Source organism: Pantoea sp. Fr-CA_6, from assembly GCF_024520895.1.
Classification (GTDB): Bacteria; Pseudomonadota; Gammaproteobacteria; order Enterobacterales; family Enterobacteriaceae; genus Pantoea; species Pantoea agglomerans.
Genome location: NZ_JALNPO010000014.1, coordinates 20,196 through 43,128, shown reverse-complemented (window position 1 = coordinate 43,128; position 22,933 = coordinate 20,196). Strand labels below are relative to the sequence as shown.

Sequence of the window (22,933 nt, the reverse complement as noted above, 5' to 3'; positions counted from 1 at the left end):
GCGTCTCCTTAGAAATAACCCTGACGTTTTTTCAGTTCCATCGAACCGGACTGATCGCGATCGATCATGCGGCCCTGACGCTCGCTGGTGGTGGAAACCAGCATCTCTTCGATGATCTCCGGCAGCGTCTGCGCCTCGGACTCTACCGCGCCGGTCAGCGGCCAGCAGCCGAGCGTACGGAAACGGACCATCCGTTCGGTGATCTCTTCACCCGGCTGCAGGTTGATGCGATCGTCATCGATCATCATCAGCATGCCATCACGCTCCAGCACCGGACGCGGTGCGGCGAGATAGAGCGGCACGATCTCGATGTTTTCCAGGAAGATGTACTGCCAGATATCCAGTTCGGTCCAGTTCGACAGCGGGAAGACGCGGATGCTTTCACCCTTGTTGATCTGACCGTTGTAGTTGTGCCACAGCTCAGGGCGCTGGTTTTTCGGATCCCAGCGATGGAAGCGGTCACGGAATGAGTAGATACGCTCTTTGGCGCGTGACTTCTCTTCATCACGACGTGCGCCGCCAAAGGCTGCATCAAAACCATATTTGTTCAGCGCCTGCTTCAGCCCTTCGGTTTTCATGATGTCAGTGTGTTTGGCACTGCCGTGAACAAAGGGGTTGATGCCCATCGCCACGCCTTCCGGGTTGCGGTGAACCAGCAACTCTGCGCCCATCGCTTTCACGGTGCGGTCGCGAAATTCGTACATTTCACGGAATTTCCAGCCGGTATCCACATGCAGCAACGGGAAGGGCAGCGTGCCTGGGTAGAAGGCTTTACGCGCCAGATGGAGCATGACCGAGGAGTCTTTGCCGATGGAGTACATCATCACCGGATTGCTGAACTCCGCCGCCACTTCGCGAATGATGTGGATACTCTCCGCCTCCAGCTGACGCAGATGAGTGAGTCGTTTTTGGTCCATGATTTTCCCTCAAGCCAGATTGACAACGGCGGACTCGCGAGCCCCCTGCTGTGCTGAATGTTTAAACCAGGCGAGTTGCCCGTGCAGATTAACCACCTCTCCGATCACCAGCAGCGCCGGAGTGGGTGCCGAGGCGGCCAGCGCCTCAAGTTGTTCTAAGGTGCCGGTCAGCACTTGTTGATCCTGGCGGGTGCCGCGACTGATCACCGCCACCGGCGTTGATGGCGCGCGACCGTGCTGAATCAGCGCCTCGCTGATGGCAGCGGCTTTAACAGTTCCCATGTAGATCGCCAGCGTCTGACGCGCACGCGCCAGCGATGGCCAGTCAATGTCATCCCCATCGGGACGGCAGTGACCGGTAATAAACATCACGCTCTGCGCGTAGTCGCGGTGGGTCAGCGGAATACCGGCATAGGCCGTCGCACCGGCTGCCGCGGTGACGCCCGGCACCACCTGGAACGGCACACCCGCCTGCTGAGCCGCCTGCAGCTCTTCGCCGCCGCGGCCAAAGATAAAGGGATCGCCGCCCTTGAGGCGCACGACGCGCTTGCCTTTCAGCGCCAGTGAAACCAGCATCTGATTGATCTCTTCCTGCGGCAACGTGTGGGCGCTGGCCCGTTTGCCGACGCAGATGCGATCGGCATCGCGGCGCACCAGATCCAGCACCTCTTCGCTGACCAGATGGTCGTAGAGCACCACATCGGCTAACTGCATCACCTGCAGGCCACGCAGCGTCAGCAGACCGCTGTCGCCCGGCCCGGCGCCCACCAGAAAGATCTCACCCTGACGGGTCGGCTCTTCCTGCAGCTCACGGTCCAGCGTGCGTTTCGCCTCTTCGACGTTACCGGCAGACATCTCACTGGCGAACCGGCCGTCGAAAGCGCGTTCCCAGAAGCGCCGACGGTCAGACATGCGGCTGAAGCGCTGTTTGACTTTATCGCGCCAGAGTCCGGCCACTTCAGCCATCTGACCCAGACTGGCAGGCAGCAGCGTTTCGATTTTTTCGCGCAGCATGCGTGCCAGCACCGGTGCGGTGCCGCTGGAGGAGATCGCCACCACCAGCGGTGAGCGGTCAACAATCGAGGGGAAGATAAAGGTGCATTTTGGCTGGTCATCCACCACGTTAACCAGCTTATGCCGCGCATTGGCGGCTTCAAACACCTGGCTGTTGAGATGGTTGTCGTCGGTGGCGGCAATCACCAGGAAAACGCCATCCAGCTGGGCCGGGTCAAATTCGGTCGCCAGCCACTCCAGCTCCTGCTTATCCAGCAGTGCCTGCAGTTCAGGGCAGAGTTCACGAGATGCGATCAGAACGCGCGCGCGTGCACGGCGCAGCAGTTCAATTTTTCGCGCCGCAATATCTCCCCCGCCGACAACCAGAACCGGGCGGCCAGAAAGATCGGCAAAAAGAGGCAAATAGTCCACGTTAACCCTGATGTTTTAACTTTGTATTAACGCGACTATACGTCGCTGAGTTTATCCAGATGAAATTACGAATTGGAATGAGTAGTTACCGAATGGAATAACGACGCCGCAAAGCACAGAACAATTTGGTCTTAACAGATGAAATTTAATGGCTTTTTCGTGAACAGGCTCACATATTGAAAGCCACACCTGCGGCAGCAAAAGCAGATAAGTGCCAGCGATAATGGTCCGTTACGCCTTTCGGTAGTGACAGCGCCCGATTCCACTAACAAAGTCACGGGACAAAAAGGATATAATGCGCGCGGCATGGCTGGCCCTGGCCCCCATGCGGAACGGCTCCCGAATAATGAAAAAGGATGCACTATGTTTTATTCCCTCCGCTTGAGGGTAGCGACAATTTTATTTGGCGCACTCATTTCTCCGCTGGCTCTGGGCACTCCGCCTGGCCAGTTTGCCGAACAGCAGGTCCGGCACATCGCCACCTTGTTTCCTGGCCGGATGAGCGGCAGCCCGGCTGAGCTGATGGCAGCCGACTACCTGCAACAGCAATTTACCGCGCTGGGTTATAAGACCAATACCCGCCAGTTCAGGACCGGCTATAAGTGGCAGGAAGAGGACGGCACGCAGCGCTGGCATAAGCTCACAGCAACCTCGGTGATTGCCGCGCGTGCAGGCAGCGTGCCGCAGGAGATTCTGATCGTGGCACATCTGGATACCTGGACGCCGCAAAATAGCAGCCAGGCCCAGCACAACCTGGGCGGCTTACGCCTGCAGGGCGTCGATGATAATGCATCGGGTCTTGGCGTGATGCTGGAGCTGGCGCAGCAGCTGAGCCGCAAACCGCTGCACTACGGCATACGCTTTGTGGCGCTGAGCGCCGGAGAGGCAGATCTGCACGGCATGGATGATTATGTTGAGCGGATGAGCACGCGTGAGAAGAAGAATACCCTGCTGGTCATCGATCTGAATAGCCTGATCACCGGCGATCATCTCTATTTTAACAGCGGCATGAATACGCCCCGGGCGGTGCGCAAGCAGACCAGCGAACGAGCCCTGTTACTGGCACGCCAGCAGGGCATTCCCGCCGCCAGTCATCAGCTGAACCGTAAAGATTTTGACGCTCTTAATGCCTTCGACAAGGCGGGCTTTCCGCTGCTGGATGTGACCGCCAGCAACTGGACGCTGGGTAATAAAGATGGTGCGCTGCAGCGTCATCGTAGTCCCCACTTTCCTGATGGCGTTACCCGCCATCAGACTGACCTGGATAATCTGAGCTATCTCGACCGCTGGCTGCCGGGGCAGATAACCTTGCGAACCCGCGACAGCGTTCGCGTGCTGCTGCCGCTGCTCAGTGAACTGACCAACCCCAAAGTGTAAGGATCTGACATGTACGTGGTCTTTCTGAATTACGTTCGTCCGGTAGAAGAAGTTGAAGCGCTGCTGGCAGCCCATATCGAATGGCTGGATCGCTATTTTGACGCGGGCTTTTTTATTGCAGCGGGACGTAAAGATCCGCGCACGGGCGGCATGTTACTGGTCAGGGAGATGGAACGAGAAGAGCTGGATGCAATTTTAGCGGAAGATCCGTTTGTCACGGTGGCAGAGTATGAGGTGACGAAAGTGAATGTGACCCGTGCAGCAGAGGCGTTTGCCGGATTAAAAGGCGCTTAGCTTTCCGCCTGACTGCAGCCAAAAACTTCTCTCCCTGTGTGCGGGGAGAGAAGTCCTGCGTCAGCCTTCGTGCAGACCACACTCGCGCTTGAGGCCGAAGAAGCGCGTCTCTTCTTCTGCCATACCCGGCTCCCACTTGCGGGTGGTATGGGTATCGCCCACGGAAAGATAGCCTTCATCCCACAGCGGATGGTACTTCAGCTTATGCTGTTCCAGATACTGATGAATCTGGCGGTTATCCCAGTCGATAATCGGCAGCAGCTTAAAGACGCCACGCTGGACGCCCAGCACCGGCAGATTCGCCCGACTGCCCGACTGGTCGCGCCGCAATCCGGCAAACCAGGTCTGCGCGCCCAGGGTTTCAATGGCGCGATTCATCGGCTCAACTTTGTTGATCTCGTTATATTTCTCAATCCCCTCGACGCCCTGCTCCCACAGTTTGCCGTAGCGCGCTTCCTGCCAGGCCGGTGAGGTTTCGGCGCGGAACACTTTAAGGTTGAGATTGAGCTGGTCCGCCAGCTCATCAATAAAACGATAGGTCTCCGGGAACAGATAGCCGGTGTCGGTCAGGATCACCGGAATATCGGGCTGCTGACGCGTCACCAGATGCAGCGACACCGCGGCCTGAATACCGAAACTGGAGGAGAGCACGTAGGCACCCGGCAGATTCTCCAGTGCCCAGCTGACCCGCTCTTCCGCTGATGACTTCTCCAGCTGCGCATTGGTCGCGGCCAGCGCCATAGCACGCTGGACTTTGGACATCTCATTCAGTGCTGCGAGGTCGGGGTGACTCATTTTGCTTCCTCCCAAAAATCGCGTGCCGGGTCCAGCACCGGCGCAACAATGCCCGCGCGGATGGTGAAGTCACCAAAGCCTTCAGCGGCCTGGCGCTCAGTGGCCCAGCGTCCCACCAGCTCATCAATGGTGGCGAGAATTTCGCTTTCGTTAATGTTTTCACGGTACATGCGGGGAATACGCGTTCCGCTGCGGTTTCCACCCAGATGCAGGTTGTAGCGACCTGGCGCTTTACCCACCAGACCCAGCTCAGCCAGCATGGCACGGCCACAGCCGTTGGGACAACCGGTAACGCGTAACACTATGTGCTCATCACCAACGCCATGCGCATGCATGATCCCTTCCACTTTGGTCACGAAGGCAGGCAGGAAGCGCTCGGCTTCTGCCATCGCCAGCGGACAGGTCGGGAACGCCACGCAGGCCATCGAGTTTTCGCGCTGTGCCGTAACGTGATCCATCAGACCATGTTCGCGCGCGATTGCTTCGATCTGCGCTTTTTCGCTTTCCGGCACGCCCGCCACAATCAGGTTCTGGTTAGCGGTCAGGCGGAAATCGCCCTGATGGATTTTCGCAATTTCAGCGATGCCGCTTTTCAGCGGTCGGCCCGGATAGTCGAGCAGGCGACCATTTTCGATAAACAGCGTCAGGTGCCATTTGTTGTCGATGCCTTTAATCCAGCCAATGCGATCGCCACGGGTGGTGAACTCATAAGGACGGATCGGCTCAAACGTCACGCCTGCCCGTTTTTCAACTTCGGCTTTAAAGGTCTCGACGCCAACGCGTTCCAGGGTGTACTTGGTTTTGGCGTTTTTACGGTCGGTACGGTTACCCCAGTCGCGCTGCGTCGTGACCACCGCCTCGGCAACGTCGAGGATCTTCTCCACCGGGAAATAGCCAAACTCGCTGGCGGTGCGCGCATAGGTCGCTTTGTTACCGTGCTCAATCGACAGCCCGCCACCCACCAGCAGGTTAAAGCCCACCAGCTTGCCGTGCTCGGCGACAGCGACAAAGTTCAGATCGTTGGCGTGCAGATCCACGTCGTTATGCGGCGGGATCACCACGGTGGTTTTGAATTTACGCGGCAGATACGTTTCACCGAGGATCGGCTCTTCGTCGGTGGTGGCGACTTTTTCTTTATCCCACCAGATCTCCGCATAGGCACGGGTGCGTGGCAGCAGATGCTCAGAGAGTTTCTTCGCCCACTCATACGCTTCCTGATGCAGCTCCGACTCAACCGGGTTCGACGTACAGAGCACGTTACGGTTAACGTCGTTGGCGGTCGCCAGCGCATCCAGCCCCACCTCATGCAGCATCTGATGCGTCGGCTTAACGTTCTTCTTCAGAATGCCGTGAAACTGGAAGGTCTGACGGTTAGTCAGACGGATGCTGCCATAGATAGTTTTATCGGTGGCAAATTTGTCGATGGCCAGCCACTGAGTCGGCGTAATGATGCCGCCCGGCAACCGGCAACGCAGCATCATGGCGTGGCGCGGCTCCAGCTTCTGCTCCGCACGTTCGGCACGAATATCGCGATCGTCCTGCTGGTACATGCCGTGAAAACGGATCAGCAGGAAGTTGTCGCCGGTAAAACCGCCGGTCAGACCCTCTTCCAGATCTTCTTTAATGGTGCCGCGCAGATAGTTGCTCTGCTTCTTCAGACGCTCAGCGTCTGCTAATTTGCCTTCTACAACCAGCGGTCCAGGGTGTTTATCGCTCATTAGTAAACGTCTCGCTGATAACGGCGCTCAATGCGCAGCTCACTTAAAAATTCGTCGGCCGTTTCACGATCCATTCCGCCGTGTTCGACCACCACATCCAGCAATGCCTGCTCGACGTCTTTTGCCATACGATTCGCGTCGCCACAGACATAAAGATGCGCGCCCTCTTCGATCCAGCGCCACACTTCGGCCCCTTTCGCGCGGATCTTATCCTGTACGTAAATCTTCTCTGCCTGATCGCGTGACCAGGCGAGGTCGATATGGGTCAGCAGACCATCCTTAACATATTTCTGCCACTCTACCTGATAGAGGAAATCGTCGGTGAAGTGCGGATTACCAAAGAATAGCCAGTTTTTGCCGCCGGCACCGTCGTTGTCGCGCTGCTGCATAAAGGCGCGGAACGGCGCGATGCCGGTGCCCGGGCCAATCATGATCACCGGCGTATCCGGATTAGCCGGCAGGCGGAAGTTGTCGTTGTGTTCGATGAAGACCCGGACTTCGCCCTCTTCTTCGATGCGATCGGCCAGCCAGGTCGATGCACCGCCGCCACGCTGGCGACCTTCAATATCAAAGCGAACGGCACCGACGGTGATATGCACTTCGGTATCGGTTTCAGCCTGCGAAGAGGCGATAGAGTAGAGTCGCGGCGTCAGCGGTCGCAGCAGTCCGGTCAGCTGTTCAGCGCTGAGTTCGGACGGTGCCAGGCGCACCATATCCACAATCGGATAGTGCTGCGCATAGTGCTGCAGCCTGGCTTTATCATCCACCAGTGAGAGCAACTCCGCGTTGCGTGACAGCTGGGCATACTGCGCCACGATCTGCGCGGTGTTAACCGTCAGCTCGAAATGCTTCTGCAGCGCCTCCGCCAGCGGCAGGGTTTTCCCCTGAACCTCTACCGGCTCATCGCCTTTCAGCCAGACCAGCTCCAGCAGTTCGCTGACCAGCGCCGCGTCGTTCTCATACCAGACGCCCAGCGCATCGCCAGGCTGGTAGCGCAGACCGGAATCGCCCAGATCGATTTCGATATGGCGCACATCTTTATCTGAGTCCCGTCCGGTAATTTTCTGATTCACCGCCAGACTCGCGCTGAGGGGCGACTCTTTAGTATAGGGGCTGGTGGTGACTTCGTTGACGCTGCCGGCTGCTGTCGCCGCAGCCTGCGCCGGGGATTCAGTGGGAACGCGTTTCTTGAGAATTTCCGTCAGTGCATTGCGCCAGGCGGCGGCCTGCTCCGCATACTCAACATCCGCATCAACGCGATCCAGCAGACGCTCGCCGCCCAGCTCCGCCAGTCGGCTGTCAAAATCTTTACCCGCCTGACTGAAGAATTCATAAGAGGTGTCGCCCAGGCCAAACACTGCGAAGGCGGCACCCTCCATTTTCGGTGCCTTTTTCGACATCAGGAATTTATGCAGCGCCACCGCCTCTTCTGGCGGTTCGCCTTCGCCCTGGGTGGAGGTTACAACCACCAGCATTTTTTCCTGGCCAATCTGTTTGAACTTGTAATCACCGGCATTCACCAGGTTTACGTTCAGCTTTGCGGCCAGCAGGTCATCACGCAACTGCTCAGCCAGACGACGTGCGTTGCCGGTCTGGGAAGCGGAAAGCAGCGTAATGGCGGGCGCTTCGGCCGGAGCCGGAGCAGATGCAGTGCTGGCGACGGCGCTACCCGGGGTCTGTTCCACCCTGCCCCAGAAATAGCCTGACAGCCACGCCAGTTGAGTCGGGGAATAATCTGTCGTCGCCGCCTGTAAGCGAGCGAGTTGTTCCGGGGAGAGCGGAAGCATTGAACCAGGTGCCTGAGTCGTCATCGCGTTAAAAATTCCAGTATCAGAAGTCCGGACCGTAAAATGGCGGAAGAGTGCGTAGGTTACCGGTCCGTATATTAACGATTAAATACACCTTCGACATATCAAATAACCAAAATGACTAAATGGTTTTCCAGGTAGGAATAATCGTTAAAAGTGGTAAGCAAAGCGGTGATATATCAGTTAATTAGCTGGACGCCACTGTATAAACGCGCAGGAAAAGTATCGGTTTGTGCGGTTCGGGTGCGAAAAAAGCGGTAATCAGGTAGAATTCAGCGGTTTTTTAATGTCTGAGAACCATTATGTCTACCACCTTGTTTAAAGAGTTCCAGTTCGAAGCCGCGCATCATCTACCGAATGTGCCGGCCGGACACAAATGTGGCCGTCTGCACGGTCATTCGTTCCTGGTTCGTCTGGAGATTACCGGCGAAGTGGATGCGCATACCGGCTGGGTTATGGATTTTGCTGAGCTGAAGGCGGCGTTTAAGCCTGTCTACAATCGGCTGGACCACTACTATCTGAATGATATTCCCGGCCTGGAAAATCCCACCAGCGAAGTGCTGGCGAAATGGATCTGGGATCAGATGAAGCCGCAATTGCCGCTGCTAAGCGCGGTGATGATCAAAGAAACCTGCACCGCAGGCTGCGTTTACCGCGGCTAACCCTGTCGGATCGAACTCTTCGATCCGACGCGGCTCTTCTCTCCGTCCTGCCTCTGACGCTCAACGCTTTCCTGTAGTTAACGGCTCATTGCGTGCCGCTTTATCAGGATCAGGCGATATTGAGATATTTATGGGTCTGCATCGACAGACGCCAGTTACGGGCAATGCAGGTCTCAATACAGAGCCGGGTTGCATCATCTTTGCGGCTGATTGGCTGCAGGGCGATGATACGCGCTTTGGTGTCATCAATGCCTGCCAGCAGCCGATCCAGCGCTTCCACATCACGCTCGCGCGCCACCGGATGCTTGATTTCATCGGCCCGGCTCAGCGCCTGGGGCAGAACATCGTAGCCGCCGCGCATGTTGACCTTCGGCGAGACAGTCACCCAGGTCCGTTCGGAACAGTGAATCTCGTGGGTTCCGCTGGTCTCAATCTGGCACTGGAAACCGTGCTGCTCCAGCGCAGTGGTTAACGGACGCAGATCGTAAATCGCCGGTTCACCGCCGGTGATGACCACATGACGCGCCGTCCAGCCCTGCTGCGCAATGGCACTCACCAGGGTCGCCGCGTCGGCATCCCCCCAGGCGTCGCTTTCCACCGTCTTGATCAAAATATCGCCCAGCGACGTTTCCCGATCTGTCCGCTTTTCCCAGGTGTGTTTGGTATCGCACCAGCTACAGCCCACCGGGCATCCCTGCAAACGAATGAAAATGGCAGGCACGCCGGTGTAATAACCTTCGCCCTGCAGTGTCTGGAACATTTCGTTAATCGGGTATTGCATTACGGACTCGCTTGAAAAAAACAGGGCGCTGATTATGGCAGATTTGCCGCGCAGCTCAACCACGCGTTGTGCCTTTTCTCCGCGCCGGACAAAACCCAAAAGAGGGGCTTCAGACGGCTGACAGGCGCAAAACGTGGATGGCCAGGACCGAAGAGCAAAGCGTCCCGCGCTCAGGACAAAAGCGCCGGAAGCGTTTTTGAACAACGCAAAGCGTTGGCCCGGTAAGGGGCGCACCTCAGGGATGAGGTGCGTAATCGCGCGGACCGGGCCGGCAGAGATGCCGCTTTTGCGATCGGGCCTTGCCATCTGCGTCTGAACACCGCCACCAACAAAAAGCCCCGCACAAGGCGGGGCTTCAGAGGCCGATGATGTCACTTAGCGCGACATCAACGCACAGTCATTACTGACCTTTAACTTCTTTCAGACCGTTGAATGGCGCTTTTGAACCCAGCGCTTCTTCGATACGGATCAGCTGGTTGTACTTAGCAACACGGTCAGAACGGCTCATTGAACCGGTTTTGATCTGGCCCGCTGCAGTACCTACCGCCAGGTCAGCGATGGTCGCATCTTCGGTTTCGCCTGAACGGTGAGAGATCACGGCAGTGTAGCCCGCGTCTTTCGCCATTTTGATCGCAGCCAGAGTTTCGGTCAGAGAACCGATCTGGTTGAATTTGATCAGAATGGAGTTAGCGATACCTTTATCGATACCTTCTTTCAGGATTTTGGTGTTGGTAACGAACAGGTCATCACCCACCAGCTGGATTTTGTCGCCCAGTACTTTGGTCTGGTAAGCGAAGCCGTCCCAGTCAGATTCGTCCAGGCCATCTTCGATAGAAACGATCGGATACTGTTTAGTCAGATCTTCCAGGAAGTGGGTGAACTCTTCAGAGGTAAACGATTTACCGCCTTCACCGGCCAGAACGTATTTGCCATCTTTGTAGAACTCAGATGCCGCACAGTCCATCGCCAGGGTGATGTCTTTGCCCAGCTCGTAGCCTGCTGCTTTTACCGCTTCAGCGATAACAGCCAGCGCTTCGGCGTTGGAACCCAGGTTAGGCGCGTAGCCGCCTTCGTCACCCACTGCAGTGCTCATGCCTTTGCTTTTCAGCACTTTTGCCAGGCTGTGGAACACTTCAGAACCCATACGGATGGCTTCTTTCAGGTTCGGAGCGCCAACCGGCTGGATCATGAATTCCTGGATGTCGACGTTGTTGTCGGCATGTTCGCCGCCGTTGATGATGTTCATCATTGGCAGTGGCATAGAGTATTTGCCTGGGGTGCCGTTCAGTTCAGCGATGTGCTCATACAGCGGCTGACCTTTAGAGGCTGCAGCGGCTTTAGCAGCTGCCAGTGAAACAGCCAGAATGGCGTTAGCACCGAAGTTAGATTTGTTCTCAGTACCGTCCAGGTCGATCATGATCTTATCGATGTTCGCCTGATCTTTCGCGTCTTTGCCTTTTACCGCTTCAGCAATCGGACCGTTTACTGCAGCAACGGCTTTGGTTACGCCTTTGCCCAGATAACGTGATTTGTCACCGTCACGCAGTTCCAGCGCTTCGCGTGAACCGGTAGAGGCACCTGATGGTGCAGCTGCCAGGCCTACGAAACCGCCTTCCAGATGCACTTCAGCTTCAACAGTCGGGTTACCACGTGAGTCGATAATTTCGCGACCGATGACTTTTACGATTTTGGACATTACGATTTTCCTCAGTACAAGTTAGTCAATCCTAAGACAAGCAACGCGCGAAAAGTTCGCGCGCTGCCTGTGAAACTTACTTCGCTAAACGCTTCTGATGCTCATGTGCGGCTTTAACAAAGCCGGCAAACAACGGATGGCCGTCGCGTGGGGTCGAGGTAAACTCAGGATGGAACTGGCAGGCCACAAACCACGGATGGTTCGGGATCTCGATAATCTCAACCAGTTGATCATCACCAGAGCGACCTGCTACGCGCAGACCGGCTGCTTCAATCTGCTTTAACAGCATATTGTTCACTTCATAGCGGTGGCGATGGCGCTCAACGATAGTGTCAGAGCCGTAGAGCTGGCGAACCTGGCTGCCCGGCGTTAACTGACACTGCTGGCTGCCCAGACGCATGGTGCCGCCCAGATCGCTCTGCTCGCTGCGGACTTCGACGTTGCCATCTTCGTCACGCCATTCGGTGATTAATGCCACCACCGGATATTTACAGTCTGGCACAAATTCCGTGGAGTTGGCGCCCGGCATCCCGGCGACATTGCGGGCGAACTCCATCAGCGCAACCTGCATGCCCAGGCAGATGCCCAGGTACGGCACGTTGTTTTCACGTGCATACTGCGCGGTCATCAGCTTGCCTTCCACGCCACGGTAACCGAAGCCACCCGGGATCAGAATCGCATCCAGATCTTTCAGTAATTCGACACCGCGTGATTCAACATCCTGCGAATCGATCAGTTTGATGTTCACGGTGACGCGATTTTTCAGGCCGCCATGTTTCAGCGCTTCGATGACCGACTTGTAGGCATCCGGCAATTCCACATACTTGCCCACCATACCGATGGTGACTTCACCACCCGGATTGGCTTCTTCGTAGATCACCTGCTCCCATTCGGCCAGATTGGCTTCCGGTGCATTCAGGTTGAAGCGCTTGCAGATATAGTCATCCAGGCCCTGCGATTTCAGCATGCCAGGAATCTTGTAGATGGAATCAACGTCTTTCAGCGAGATAACCGCTTTTTCAGGGACGTTACAAAACAGGGCGATTTTAGCGCGTTCGTTGGCCGGTACGGCACGGTCAGAACGGCAAATCAGCACGTCTGGCTGAATACCAATCGACAGCAGCTCTTTCACCGAGTGCTGGGTCGGTTTGGTTTTCACTTCACCGGCAGCCGCCATATACGGCACCAGCGTCAGGTGCATATACATGGTGTGTTCGCGGCCCACATCAACGGCCATCTGGCGAATCGCTTCCAGGAACGGCAGTGATTCGATATCACCGACCGTGCCGCCGATTTCGACCAGTACCACATCATGACCTTCACCACCTTCAATAATGCGTTCTTTGATGGCGTTGGTGATGTGCGGAATAACCTGAATGGTTGCGCCCAGATAGTCGCCACGGCGCTCTTTGCGCAGGACTTCTGAGTAGATACGGCCAGTAGTGAAGTTGTTACGACGCGACATTTTGGTACGGATGAAGCGCTCGTAGTGACCCAAATCCAGATCGGTTTCAGCGCCGTCATCAGTGACGAAAACTTCACCGTGCTGCGTCGGGCTCATGGTGCCTGGATCCACGTTGATATACGGGTCCAGCTTCATGATGGTCACGTTCAGACCACGGGCTTCGAGAATGGCTGCGAGGGAGGCTGCGGCAATGCCTTTACCCAGAGAGGAAACGACCCCGCCGGTCACAAAAATATAATTCGTTGTCATGCTGAACCTGAGAGTTTAGGTTTAAAGACGGTGGAATAACCAGGACGGGAAAACAGTATACTGGAAACCGCTATCAGCCACAATTGATGAATCACCGCCATCCTCCAACGCATTGCTGCGGCTAACATAGCCGATAGCCGCCAATGAAATGTTGACGTGCGTCACAAAGTTGCCGTCAGGCTGAATCGAGTAAGCGAAAGCGGTGACTTTATGCACAGCGCTGGAATAATCAGCGCTTCTCGCCCCGTTTCACCTGCTGCCAGGCGGCTTCCATCTGCTCCAGTGTGGCACCCGGCATACTTAACCCCTGTTCAGCGATGATCGCTTCGACTTCGCGGAAGCGGCGCTCAAACTTGTCGTTGGCCTTTTGCAGCGCGGTCTCTGCTTTGCTGCCAAGATGACGCGACAGGTTAACCGTGGCGAACAGCAGGTCGCCAATCTCCTCTTCCAGCTTCTCACCATCCACCACGCTCTGCTGCGCCTCGTGCATCACTTCATCAATCTCTTCGTGCACTTTGGCCACCACCGGCCCCAGCGTGGTCCAGTCGAATCCGACATTGTGACAACGCTTCTGAATCTTGTGGGCGCGCATCAGTGCGGGCAGTGCCTTAGGGATATCATCCAGCGCCGAATGCTGGGCTTTGTCAGCCCGCTCAGCGGTTTTTATCGCTTCCCAGTTTTTCAGCACTTCGCTGCTGGTTTCTGCTGTGGCATCGCCAAAAATATGTGGATGACGGCGCTCCAGCTTGTCGCTGATTGCGTGGCAGATATCCTCAAAATTAAAGCGATCCTGTTCGCTGGCCATCTGCGCATAGAACACCACCTGAAACAGCAGATCGCCCAGCTCACCGCGCAGATCGTCAAAATCTTCGCGCTGGATAGCGTCCAGCACTTCGTAGGTCTCTTCCAGCGTATAGGGCGCGATAGTGGCGAAGGTCTGTTCACGATCCCACGGACAGCCATGTTGTGGATCGCGCAGGGTTTTCATTATGCCAAGCAGGCGCTCAATAGCGTTCATTCAGGAGGATCCTTGATTAGTGAGATGACAGGCAACGGGCGAAGAGGCAAAGCGTACAACACGGCAGGACGCTATTCACCGCGTCCGGCCGTGTCTGGTGGTGCAGAAAACGCCTGCGCAACCTCCAGCTGCCGGTTGCCTCAGTGCCTGCCTGAATATCAGTGCAGGCGACGGGCGTCAATGATATCAGAGACCTGGTTCAGACGCGCCAGGACACGTCCCAGTACCTGATGGTTGTAGATCTCGATATCCATGTCGATGGTCGCCAGCTGTTTTTTGGTGTCGCTGCGGCTTGAGACGCCCAGGACATTCACTTTCTCGTTGGCGAGAATGGTGGTGATGTCACGCAGTAAGCCGCTGCGATCGTTGGCGGTCACGCGCACCACCAGCGAATAGCCGCTGGAGTAACTTTCGCCCCACACCGCATCGACGATACGTTCCGGCGCATGCGAAATGAGTTCAGCCAACTGGTCGCAGTCGGCGCGATGAATAGAGATGCCGCGCCCCTGGGTGATGAAGCCGACAATATCATCCCCCGGAATCGGCTGGCAGCAGCGGGCAATGTGGTGCATCAGGTTGCCCACGCCTTCCACGACGACGCGTCCGCTCTCTTTGCGTGAAGAGGGAGTGTACGATTTCTGGGTCAGCTGGCGCAGTGCTTCGCGATCTTCCTCTTCGGCGCTCGGCTTGTTCAGCTTCGCCTGCAGGAAGTTAACCATCTGGTTAAGACGGATATCGCCGCCGCCAATCGCCGCCAGCAGCTCTTCAAGCGAGGTCACGTTATAGCGCGGCAGCAGCAGTTTTTCGGCTTCACGCAGGCTGATATCCAGCTGATTCAGTTCGTTATCCAGAATCTGCCGTCCGGCGATAATATTCTTGTCGCGATCCTGCTTGCGGAACCAGTTGTGGATCTTCGAGCGCCCACGGTTGGTGGTGATGTAGCCCAGATTCGGATTGAGCCAGTCGCGGCTCGGGTTCGGCTGCTTCTGGGTGATCACTTCAACCTGATCGCCCATCTGCAGCTGGTAGGTGAACGGCACGATGCGGCCACCGATTTTCGCGCCGATGCAGCGGTGACCGATGTCGCTGTGAATATGATAGGCAAAGTCGAGCGGCGTCGATCCAGCGGGCAGATCCACCACGTCGCCTTTCGGGGTAAAGACGTAGACCCGGTCATCGAACACCTGGCTGCGGACCTCTTCCAGCAGTTCGCCGGAGTCCGCCATCTCTTCCTGCCAGCTGATGAGCTTACGCAGCCAGGCGATCCGCTCTTCATGACCGGCCGCGCCACGCGCGCTGCTGGAAGTTGGCCCCTCTTTATATTTCCAGTGCGCCGCCACGCCCAGCTCCGCATCTTCATGCATCTGGCGGGTACGGATCTGGATCTCCACCGTTTTGCCCTGCGGCCCTAACACCACCGTATGAATCGACTGGTAGCCGTTGGGTTTGGGGTTAGCGACGTAGTCATCAAACTCGCTGGGCAGATGGCGATAGAGCGTATGCACCGTACCCAGCGCACCGTAGCAATCCTGCAGGCGATCGGCGACGATGCGCACCGCCCGCACGTCAAACAGCTCATCAAAGGCCAGCGATTTTTTCTGCATCTTGCGCCAGATGCTGTAGATATGTTTCGGACGGCCATAGACTTCGGCGCGCACGCCCTCTTTGACCATCTCTTTGCGCAGATTGCTGACGAAGTTTTCGATGTACTGCTCACGGTCAATACGCCGCTCATGCAGTAATTTGGCGATGCGCTTATATTCGTCGGGATGCAGGTAGCGGAAGCAGTAATCTTCCAGCTCCCATTTGAGCTGACCAATACCGAGACGGTTGGCCAGTGGCGCATAGATATTGGTGCTCTCTTTGGCGGCCAGTACCCGCTCATCTTCCGGCGCATCTTTCATTTCGCGCAGGTTCATGATGCGTTCAGCCAGCTTCAGCACTACGCAGCGGAAATCTTCTACCATCGCCAGCAGCATGCGGCGAACGTTATCCACCTGTTCAGAGGCCATGGAGTCGTTGTGGATCGCTTTCAGCTGGCGGATAGCATCCATATCGCGCACGCCGTGTACCAGCGAAACAATGCCTTTGCCGACGGCGGTTTCCAGCTCCTCTTCACTCACCACTTCATCGTTAGCCAGCGGGAAAATCAGCGCCGCACACAGGCTTTCGATATCCATGCTGAGCATTGAGAGGATTTCAACCATCTCAATACCGCGCCACAGCAGCAGCGACTGATCAGGATGGCCCTGCGTCTGCGCTTCACAGTAGCGCCAGGTCTCGGCCACACGTTGACATGATTGCGGGTTGGCAATACCGAGACTGGCGATCCACTGGTCGAGGGCGAAATCCCCCTCAGTATTTAAATGCGCACTTCTGACCGCAACCATAACCTCTCCTGCACAACGACATACATCGCTTATGTTTTTCTGAACAGCACCATGGATTCGAGATGACGGGTATGTGGGAACATATCCAGCATCGCGACCCTTTCCAATTGGTAGCCTGCCGACAGCAATGTCTGGCTGTCGCGGGCGAGTGTGGTGGGATTACACGAAACATAGACCACGCGATCTGGTGCAAGTTTAACCACATGCGCCATTACGCCCGCAGCCCCGGCGCGTGCCGGATCGAGTAATACCTTGTTAAATCCCTGTGCCGCCCACGGCTGGCGCGACACTTCTTCTTCCAGATTATGCTGAAAGAAACTGACATTTTTAAGATTATTCAAATCAGCATTATACGCTGCCTGCCGCACTAATGCTGCAATCCCCTCCACACCAACCACATTATGTACGAAGATTCCTATAGGAAGTGTGAAGTTTCCCATGCCGCAAAACAGATCCAGCACCCGGTCTTCCGGCTGCAGATCGAGCCAGGCAATTGCCTTCGCGACCATCTGCTGATTAACACCATCGTTAACCTGAATAAAATCCTGTGGGCTGAAGGTTAGCTTAAGCTGGTGAGATTGATAAAACGGCGTCGACTTACTTAACGCACTCAATTCTTCCTCGCCCGCATCCAGGAACAGCATCAGCTCATGCTTATGCGAAAACTGTTCCAGTTTTTCACGGTCATCCGCATGCAGCGCATCAAGATGGCGCAGAATCATCAGCGGCCCGTTGTCTGCCAGCACCAGCTCCACATGCCCGAGACGCCTGACAGCGCGTAAGTCACTGAGACACTGGTGCAATGGAACCAGTAAAGCCTCAAGTTCGGGCACTAAAATGGGGCATTGCTGAATATCGACCAGATCGTTGCTGGCTTCCTGACGGAAGCCCATCTGCAAACGCTGCGCCTTATTTTGCCATTGCAGCCCCAGACGGGCGCGACGACGATAGCCCCAGGGCTGACCGGCGATCACCTCATCCACCGCCACGTCTTGTGCGGCGGCCTGGCGCAGCATCCGGCTCAGCGCCTGGGCTTTGCTCTGCTGTTGCAGCGCCACATCGGCATGCTGCTGCTGGCAGCCGCCGCAGCGTTCATAATGTGGGCAGCGCGGCGTGACGCGCGCCGGACTGCGGCTAATCAGTCGTGTCACTTTCGCCCGGGCAAATTGACGTTTATCCTCTGTCAGCATGACCTCCGCCTGTTCCCCAGGCAGGGCACCGGCGACAAAAAGGGTTTTGCCCTTGTGACGCGCCACCCCTTGTCCGAACGGATCGAGCGCCTCAATGGTGACGGTGATCCGTTGTTGCGTCGTCACGCGCTGTTTTGCAACGTAAAATTGCGCCATAGTGTTATTAATTCTCTTTATCGAAAACGACCTGCATTGTTTTTGTCGACAGCATGCACAGGGACGTTAATGCCGGAGTAGCCAGGCGACTATTATGACCAAATACAGCCTGCGGGCGCGAATGATGATTTTAATTCTGGCACCCACGCTGATGGTTGGCCTGCTGCTCAGCTCATTTTTTGTGGTGCACCGCTACAATGAACTGCAGCGCCAGGTGATCGATGCCGGAGCCAATATCATTGAACCGCTGGCGATCTCCAGCGAATACAGCATGACCTGGCACAATCGTGACGCCATGCGTGAACTGGTCAGCCTGCTGCACCGCCGCCATTCGGGCATCGTCCGGGCGATCTCGGTGTTTGATAATCACAACCAACTCTACGTCACCTCCAATCACAAGCAGAACCTCAGCCTGCTGCAACAGGATGATATCCGCGCCCTGCCCGACGATGTCTCCATGGAGCGTCACGGCAACGTATTGATTCTGCGCACACCGATCACCACCGAGCGTTACGATGTGGATGAATTGCCGGACGAAGATGCCAAGCCGTCGGGCAATCCGCTGGGCTACGTGGCGATTGAACTGGATCTGCAGTCGGTGCGCCTGCAGCAGTACAAAGAGGTGTTTGTCGCCACGCTGATGCTGCTCTTCTGTCTCTGCCTGGCCATGCTGTTTGCCTATCGTCTGATGCGTGATGTCACCGGCCCTATCCGCAATATGGTCACCACCGTTGACCGCATCCGTCGCGGCCAGCTCGACAGCCGCGTTGAGGGATACATGCTGGGTGAACTCAGCATTCTGAAAAACGGGATTAATGCGATGGCAATGTCGCTGACCGCCTATCACGAAGAGATGCAGCACAATATCGATCAGGCGACCTACGATCTGCGAGAGACGCTGGAACAGCTGGAGATTCAGAACGTTGAGCTGGATCTGGCGAAGAAACGCGCCCAGGAAGCGGCGCGCATCAAATCTGAGTTTCTGGCCAATATGTCGCATGAGCTGCGTACGCCGCTTAATGGCGTGCTGGGCTTTACCCGGCAGATGCTGAAAACCCAGCTGCGCACCACCCAGCGCGACTATATGCAGACCATTGAACGTTCAGCCAATAACCTGCTTAGTATTATCAATGACGTGCTCGATTTCTCGAAGCTGGAAGCGGGCAAACTGATGCTGGAGGCGATCCCCTTCCCGCTGCGTGCCACACTGGATGAAACGCTGGTGCTGCTGGCCCCGTCGGCGCATGACAAAGGGCTGGAGCTGACGGTGGTGTGTGACAGCAGCGTGCCGGACAACGTGATTGGCGATGCGCTGCGCCTGCAACAGATTCTGATTAACCTGATCGGCAACGCCATCAAGTTTACCGAGAAAGGGTATATCGGCCTGCGCGTCGGACAGCGGGTGATTACGCAGTCGCGCGTCGAGCTGGAGATTCAGGTTGAAGATAGCGGCATCGGCATCTCTGAGCAGCAACAGACACAGCTTTTCCAGGCGTTCCGTCAGGCTGACGCCAGCATTTCGCGCCGTCATGGCGGCACCGGGCTGGGGCTGGTGATCACCCAGAAACTGGTGCGGGAGATGGGCGGCGAAATCACCTTCAGCAGTCAGCCGGACAAGGGCTCCACCTTTGTGATTCGCGTGCAGCTGGATCTCAATCCCAATGCGCCCGGCATGCCACGCGTGCTGGATGCGCTGTCACATGCGCGCATTGCCTATGTTGAAGCGGATGCTAACGTTGCCAGCGCAGCACTGGAGATGTTAAGCGCCACACCATTGCAGATCGATTACAGCGAAACGCTGGAGGGTTTAAAAGCGTCTCACTATCCGCTGCTGCTGATGGCGATGCCGGTCGACATCAGTCAGCCCGAGCTGCTCAATGAACGCATGATTAATGCGCTGCTGGATCGGGCCGACAACGTGCTGATGGCGCTCCCCAGCCCGATGATGTTGCTGGCGGATGAACTGAAGGTACGCGGCATCGACGGTTGCATCGCTAAACCGATCTCCCTGACGCGACTCCTGCCGATGTTACTGGATCTGCATACCCGTCAGATCAGTGAACTGCCGCTTTCACCCCGGCTGCCGCTGACGGTGATGGCGGTGGATGATAATCCCGCCAACCTCAAGCTGATTGGCGCGCTGCTGGAGGAGCAGGTGCAGAACATCCTGCTGTGCAGCAGCGCCGAACACGCCATCCGCGAAGCACGTCAGCAGTCGCTGGATGTGATTCTGATGGATATTCAGATGCCGGACATCGATGGCATTCGCGCCAGCGAAATTATCCGCAGCATGCCGCATCATGCCAGTACACCGATTGTGGCGGTCACCGCCCATGCAATTGATGGCGAGCGTGAGCAATTGATCAAGGCGGGCATGAATGACTATCTTGCCAAACCGATTGATGAGAGCAAGTTAAGACAGTTGCTGGCGCGCTATACGCCACCACCGGTGGTCACCGTGCCGGAACTGCTGCCAATATTACCCACGCTGGACTGGCAACTGGCGCTGCGACAGGCGGCGAACAAAGCCGATCTGGCGCGCGATCTGCTGCGGATGCTGCTGGAATTTTTACCGGAAGTGCATGCGAAGATGGCGCAGTTTATGTCGACCAATGAGGTCAACGCCTTGCGTGAGATTATTCACAAGTTGCACGGCAGTGCCAGCTACAGCGGCGTGCCGCGCATGAAGCAACTCTGCCATCAGCTGGAAAGAGAGCTGCTGGAGGCCAGCGATATCGCTGCGCTGGAGCCGGAACTGCTGGAGCTGCAGGATGAGATGGAGAACGTCGCCCGAGAAGCCCGCCAGCTGTTAGGGATTGGATAAGGCTGGCGGTGAATTAAACCCGGCCGATGTGGAGTGGCCGGGTAATGCTGGTGGTTAGTTAAACCCGGCCAGCTTTAACGTGGCTGCCACATTACGCGCCGTCATCTCAACATTCTTTCCGGCGCTGGCGAGTGCCTCATCCAGCGTACAGATGCTGTAGAGCACGCTGAATACCGCATCGATCCCGTGCTGATGCACCACGCCGACATCGGCCGTCAGACTTCCGGCGATGCCAATCACCGGCTTATTAAAGCGCTTTGCCACGCTGGCGACCCCGATCGGCACCTTGCCATTAATACTCTGGCTGTCGATACGCCCTTCACCGGTAATTACCAGGTCAGCATCTTTTACCTCTTCAGCCAGCCCCAGCGCCTCAGTAACAATCTCAATGCCGCGTCGCAGCTCCGCCTGACAAAAGGCGTGCAGCGCCGCCCCCATACCGCCCGCTGCGCCGCCGCCCGGAATATGCAGCACATCAATATCGAGATCGCGGTGAATAATCGCGGCGTAATGGGCCAGCGCCTGATCGAGCTGCTGCACCAGCGCCGGTGTCGCCCCTTTCTGCGGGCCGAAAATGGCCGATGCACCCTCTTTGCCCGTCAGCGGATTCGTGACGTCACAGGCCACTTCAATGCGGCACTGATGAATGCGGGTGTCCAGCGCGTCAATATCTATGCTGGCAAGATCGGCGAGTGCACCGCCACCGTGACCGATCTCGCAGCCCTGGTCGTCCAGCAGCCGGGCGCCCAGCGCCTGCATCATGCCGGCTCCGCCATCATTGGTGGCGCTGCCGCCGATACCAATGATGATGTGGCCGACCCCCTTATCCAGCGCATGTCTGATCAACTCGCCGGTGCCAAATGAGGTCGTTATCAGCGGGTCACGCTGCGATGCAGGCACCCGCTCCAGTCCACTGGCCGCTGCCATTTCGATATAGGCGGTGGACTCATCGCCGGACAGGCCATAGAAGGCGTCAACCTGTGTACCCAGCGGCCCCGTCACCTTCAGCCTGACGATTTTTCCCTTCGTCGCCGCCACCATCGCTTCTACCGTTCCTTCACCGCCGTCGGCGACCGGTATTTTCACGTAATGCGCATCGGGAAAGATGTCACGGAAACCCGCTTCAATCGCCGATGCCACATCCAGGGCGGATAAACTCTCTTTATATGAATCCGGTGCGATTACGATTTTCATAGGCAATCCGAGCGCAGTTGAGTAATTGAAACGGCTCTGAACCAGTCCGGTTTCCGCAGAGACCGACACCGGGTTTTAGCGGGCGATTTCAACCTTCGCTAACTTCTCATAATAGCAGGCCAGCGCGCTGTGGTCGGCGCTACCCTGCCCGTCGTTACGCAGCGCCTGCATCATCTCCATCACCGCCGCCGTCAACGGCAGATGCGCGCCGATGCTGTGCGAGGTATCCAGCGCGTTCGCCAGATCTTTGATATGCAGGTCAATGCGGAAGCCGGGTTTGAAGTTGCGATCCATCACCATGGGCGCTTTGGCATCCAGTACCGTGCTGCCGGCCAGGCCGCCACGAATCGCCTGATAGACCAGATCCGGATTCACACCCGCTTTGGTCGCCAGTGATAACGCCTCGGACATCGCCGCAATATTCAGTGCCACAATCACCTGGTTGGCCAGCTTAGTCACGTTACCCGCACCGATGTCGCCGGTATGCACCACCGATCCCGCCATCGATTTCATGATGTCGTAGCAGGTATCGAACACCGCTTTATCACCGCCGACCATCACAGAGAGCGTGCCTTCAATCGCTTTGGGTTCACCGCCACTGACCGGCGCATCCAGCATTTTGATCCCTTTTTCTGCCAGCGCATCGTGGACTTCACGGCTCGCCAGCGGCGCAATTGAGCTCATGTCGATGACCACCAGGCCTGGCTTCGCCCCTTCGATAATGCCATTTTTACCCAGGCAGACTTCGATGACCTGCGGCGAGTTGGGCACCATGGTAATCACCACATCGCACTGCTCAGCCACCTCTTTTGGCGATTTCGCCACGGTCGCGCCCAGTTCAGTCAGTTCCGCTTCGTTGTCAGCGTTATGATCGCGCACCACCAGCGAATAACCGGCTTTCACCAGATTTTTACTCATTGGTTTGCCCATAATACCCAGGCCGATAAATCCAATTTTCATTGCGTTTCCCCTTG

Annotated in this window: 17 protein-coding genes; 4 read left to right on the top strand and 13 right to left on the bottom strand. The window is 56.7% G+C overall.

What is annotated here, in order from left to right:
- Window positions 1-8: 8 nt before the first annotated feature.
- Entirely contained in the window at window positions 9-917 is a 909-nt protein-coding gene (gene cysD, locus NR201_RS19610) for a sulfate adenylyltransferase subunit CysD (RefSeq protein ID WP_010248554.1), read from the bottom strand.
- A 9-nt stretch (window positions 918-926) separates the two neighbouring features.
- Window positions 927-2,342, bottom strand: coding sequence for a siroheme synthase CysG (gene cysG / locus NR201_RS19605; protein WP_010248556.1), 1,416 nt, complete (start codon window positions 2,340-2,342; stop codon window positions 927-929).
- Window positions 2,343-2,705: 363 nt separating this feature from the next.
- Here cysG and NR201_RS19600 point away from each other — a divergent pair, with 363 nt between their 5' ends.
- Both NR201_RS19600 and NR201_RS19595 read left to right on the top strand, forming a co-directional pair.
- Window positions 2,706-3,719, top strand: coding sequence for an aminopeptidase (locus NR201_RS19600; protein ID WP_187484743.1), 1,014 nt, complete (start codon window positions 2,706-2,708; stop codon window positions 3,717-3,719).
- A 9-nt stretch (window positions 3,720-3,728) separates the two neighbouring features.
- Window positions 3,729-4,013: a YciI family protein gene (locus tag NR201_RS19595; protein ID WP_010248560.1), complete on the top strand. Its 285-nt coding sequence runs from the start codon at window positions 3,729-3,731 to the stop codon at window positions 4,011-4,013.
- Window positions 4,014-4,073: 60 nt separating this feature from the next.
- Here the strand turns inward: NR201_RS19595 and NR201_RS19590 are convergent, their stop codons facing one another.
- From NR201_RS19590 to cysJ, 3 genes are read right to left on the bottom strand one after another with little or no spacing between them, the layout of a single operon-like run.
- Complete coding sequence (locus NR201_RS19590; protein WP_010248562.1) at window positions 4,074-4,808, bottom strand: phosphoadenylyl-sulfate reductase; 735 nt, start codon at window positions 4,806-4,808, stop codon at window positions 4,074-4,076.
- Window positions 4,805-6,526, bottom strand: a complete 1,722-nt coding sequence (gene cysI / locus NR201_RS19585) for an assimilatory sulfite reductase (NADPH) hemoprotein subunit (RefSeq protein ID WP_022623798.1) — start codon at window positions 6,524-6,526, stop codon at window positions 4,805-4,807. Before cysI ends, NR201_RS19590 begins: the two co-directional genes overlap by 4 nt.
- The gene (gene cysJ / locus NR201_RS19580; protein ID WP_256850087.1) at window positions 6,526-8,337 is read right to left on the bottom strand and encodes an NADPH-dependent assimilatory sulfite reductase flavoprotein subunit; all 1,812 of its coding nucleotides are present in this window, start codon (window positions 8,335-8,337) and stop codon (window positions 6,526-6,528) included. The genes cysI and cysJ overlap by 1 nt, the downstream gene beginning before the upstream one ends.
- Before the next feature lie 299 nt (window positions 8,338-8,636).
- Between cysJ and queD the strand changes: the two genes are divergently transcribed.
- On the top strand, window positions 8,637-8,996 hold the full coding sequence (gene queD / locus NR201_RS19575) for a 6-carboxytetrahydropterin synthase QueD (RefSeq protein ID WP_010248568.1): 360 nt from the start codon (window positions 8,637-8,639) through the stop codon (window positions 8,994-8,996).
- A gap of 109 nt (window positions 8,997-9,105) precedes the next feature.
- Here the strand turns inward: queD and queE are convergent, their stop codons facing one another.
- The 6 genes from queE to rlmD form a co-directional block, all read right to left on the bottom strand.
- The gene (gene queE, locus NR201_RS19570; RefSeq protein WP_010248569.1) at window positions 9,106-9,777 is read right to left on the bottom strand and encodes a 7-carboxy-7-deazaguanine synthase QueE; all 672 of its coding nucleotides are present in this window, start codon (window positions 9,775-9,777) and stop codon (window positions 9,106-9,108) included.
- 400 nt (window positions 9,778-10,177) lie between these two features.
- Window positions 10,178-11,473, bottom strand: coding sequence for a phosphopyruvate hydratase (gene eno, locus NR201_RS19565; protein WP_010248571.1), 1,296 nt, complete (start codon window positions 11,471-11,473; stop codon window positions 10,178-10,180).
- A 76-nt stretch (window positions 11,474-11,549) separates the two neighbouring features.
- Window positions 11,550-13,187, bottom strand: coding sequence for a glutamine hydrolyzing CTP synthase (gene pyrG, locus NR201_RS19560; RefSeq protein WP_010248572.1), 1,638 nt, complete (start codon window positions 13,185-13,187; stop codon window positions 11,550-11,552).
- A 229-nt stretch (window positions 13,188-13,416) separates the two neighbouring features.
- Window positions 13,417-14,205, bottom strand: coding sequence for a nucleoside triphosphate pyrophosphohydrolase (gene mazG, locus NR201_RS19555; RefSeq protein ID WP_256850086.1), 789 nt, complete (start codon window positions 14,203-14,205; stop codon window positions 13,417-13,419).
- Window positions 14,206-14,363: 158 nt separating this feature from the next.
- On the bottom strand, window positions 14,364-16,595 hold the full coding sequence (relA, locus tag NR201_RS19550; RefSeq protein WP_010248576.1) for a GTP diphosphokinase: 2,232 nt from the start codon (window positions 16,593-16,595) through the stop codon (window positions 14,364-14,366).
- Window positions 16,596-16,624: 29 nt separating this feature from the next.
- Complete coding sequence (gene rlmD, locus NR201_RS19545; protein WP_256850085.1) at window positions 16,625-17,941, bottom strand: 23S rRNA (uracil(1939)-C(5))-methyltransferase RlmD; 1,317 nt, start codon at window positions 17,939-17,941, stop codon at window positions 16,625-16,627.
- 94 nt (window positions 17,942-18,035) lie between these two features.
- Here rlmD and barA point away from each other — a divergent pair, with 94 nt between their 5' ends.
- A complete protein-coding gene (barA, locus tag NR201_RS19540; protein WP_010248580.1) occupies window positions 18,036-20,765 on the top strand; it encodes a two-component sensor histidine kinase BarA in 2,730 nt (909 codons plus the stop codon).
- A gap of 54 nt (window positions 20,766-20,819) precedes the next feature.
- Here barA and NR201_RS19535 read toward each other — a convergent pair whose 3' ends face one another.
- Both NR201_RS19535 and garR read right to left on the bottom strand, forming a co-directional pair.
- Entirely contained in the window at window positions 20,820-21,959 is a 1,140-nt protein-coding gene (locus NR201_RS19535) for a glycerate kinase (RefSeq protein ID WP_187495234.1), read from the bottom strand.
- 75 nt (window positions 21,960-22,034) lie between these two features.
- Entirely contained in the window at window positions 22,035-22,919 is an 885-nt protein-coding gene (garR, locus tag NR201_RS19530) for a 2-hydroxy-3-oxopropionate reductase (RefSeq protein ID WP_010248583.1), read from the bottom strand.
- Between the last annotated feature and the right edge of the window lie 14 nt (window positions 22,920-22,933).

Excerpts from the sequence above, each read along its gene's own strand:
- queE (WP_010248569.1), bottom strand. The coding sequence starts at position 9,777 with ATGCAATACCCGATTAACGAAATGTTCCAGACACTGCAGGGCGAAGGT.
- NR201_RS19590 (WP_010248562.1), bottom strand. The coding sequence starts at position 4,808 with ATGAGTCACCCCGACCTCGCAGCACTGAATGAGATGTCCAAAGTCCAG.
- cysI (WP_022623798.1), bottom strand. The coding sequence starts at position 6,526 with ATGAGCGATAAACACCCTGGACCGCTGGTTGTAGAAGGCAAATTAGCA.
- queD (WP_010248568.1), top strand. The coding sequence starts at position 8,637 with ATGTCTACCACCTTGTTTAAAGAGTTCCAGTTCGAAGCCGCGCATCAT.
- relA (WP_010248576.1), bottom strand. The coding sequence starts at position 16,595 with ATGGTTGCGGTCAGAAGTGCGCATTTAAATACTGAGGGGGATTTCGCC.
- garR (WP_010248583.1), bottom strand. The coding sequence starts at position 22,919 with ATGAAAATTGGATTTATCGGCCTGGGTATTATGGGCAAACCAATGAGT.
- cysD (WP_010248554.1), bottom strand. The coding sequence starts at position 917 with ATGGACCAAAAACGACTCACTCATCTGCGTCAGCTGGAGGCGGAGAGT.
- barA (WP_010248580.1), top strand. The coding sequence starts at position 18,036 with ATGACCAAATACAGCCTGCGGGCGCGAATGATGATTTTAATTCTGGCA.
- cysJ (WP_256850087.1), bottom strand. The coding sequence starts at position 8,337 with ATGACGACTCAGGCACCTGGTTCAATGCTTCCGCTCTCCCCGGAACAA.
- NR201_RS19600 (WP_187484743.1), top strand. The coding sequence starts at position 2,706 with ATGTTTTATTCCCTCCGCTTGAGGGTAGCGACAATTTTATTTGGCGCA.
- NR201_RS19535 (WP_187495234.1), bottom strand. The coding sequence starts at position 21,959 with ATGAAAATCGTAATCGCACCGGATTCATATAAAGAGAGTTTATCCGCC.
- mazG (WP_256850086.1), bottom strand. The coding sequence starts at position 14,205 with ATGAACGCTATTGAGCGCCTGCTTGGCATAATGAAAACCCTGCGCGAT.
- pyrG (WP_010248572.1), bottom strand. The coding sequence starts at position 13,187 with ATGACAACGAATTATATTTTTGTGACCGGCGGGGTCGTTTCCTCTCTG.
- rlmD (WP_256850085.1), bottom strand. The coding sequence starts at position 17,941 with ATGGCGCAATTTTACGTTGCAAAACAGCGCGTGACGACGCAACAACGG.
- eno (WP_010248571.1), bottom strand. The coding sequence starts at position 11,473 with ATGTCCAAAATCGTAAAAGTCATCGGTCGCGAAATTATCGACTCACGT.
- NR201_RS19595 (WP_010248560.1), top strand. The coding sequence starts at position 3,729 with ATGTACGTGGTCTTTCTGAATTACGTTCGTCCGGTAGAAGAAGTTGAA.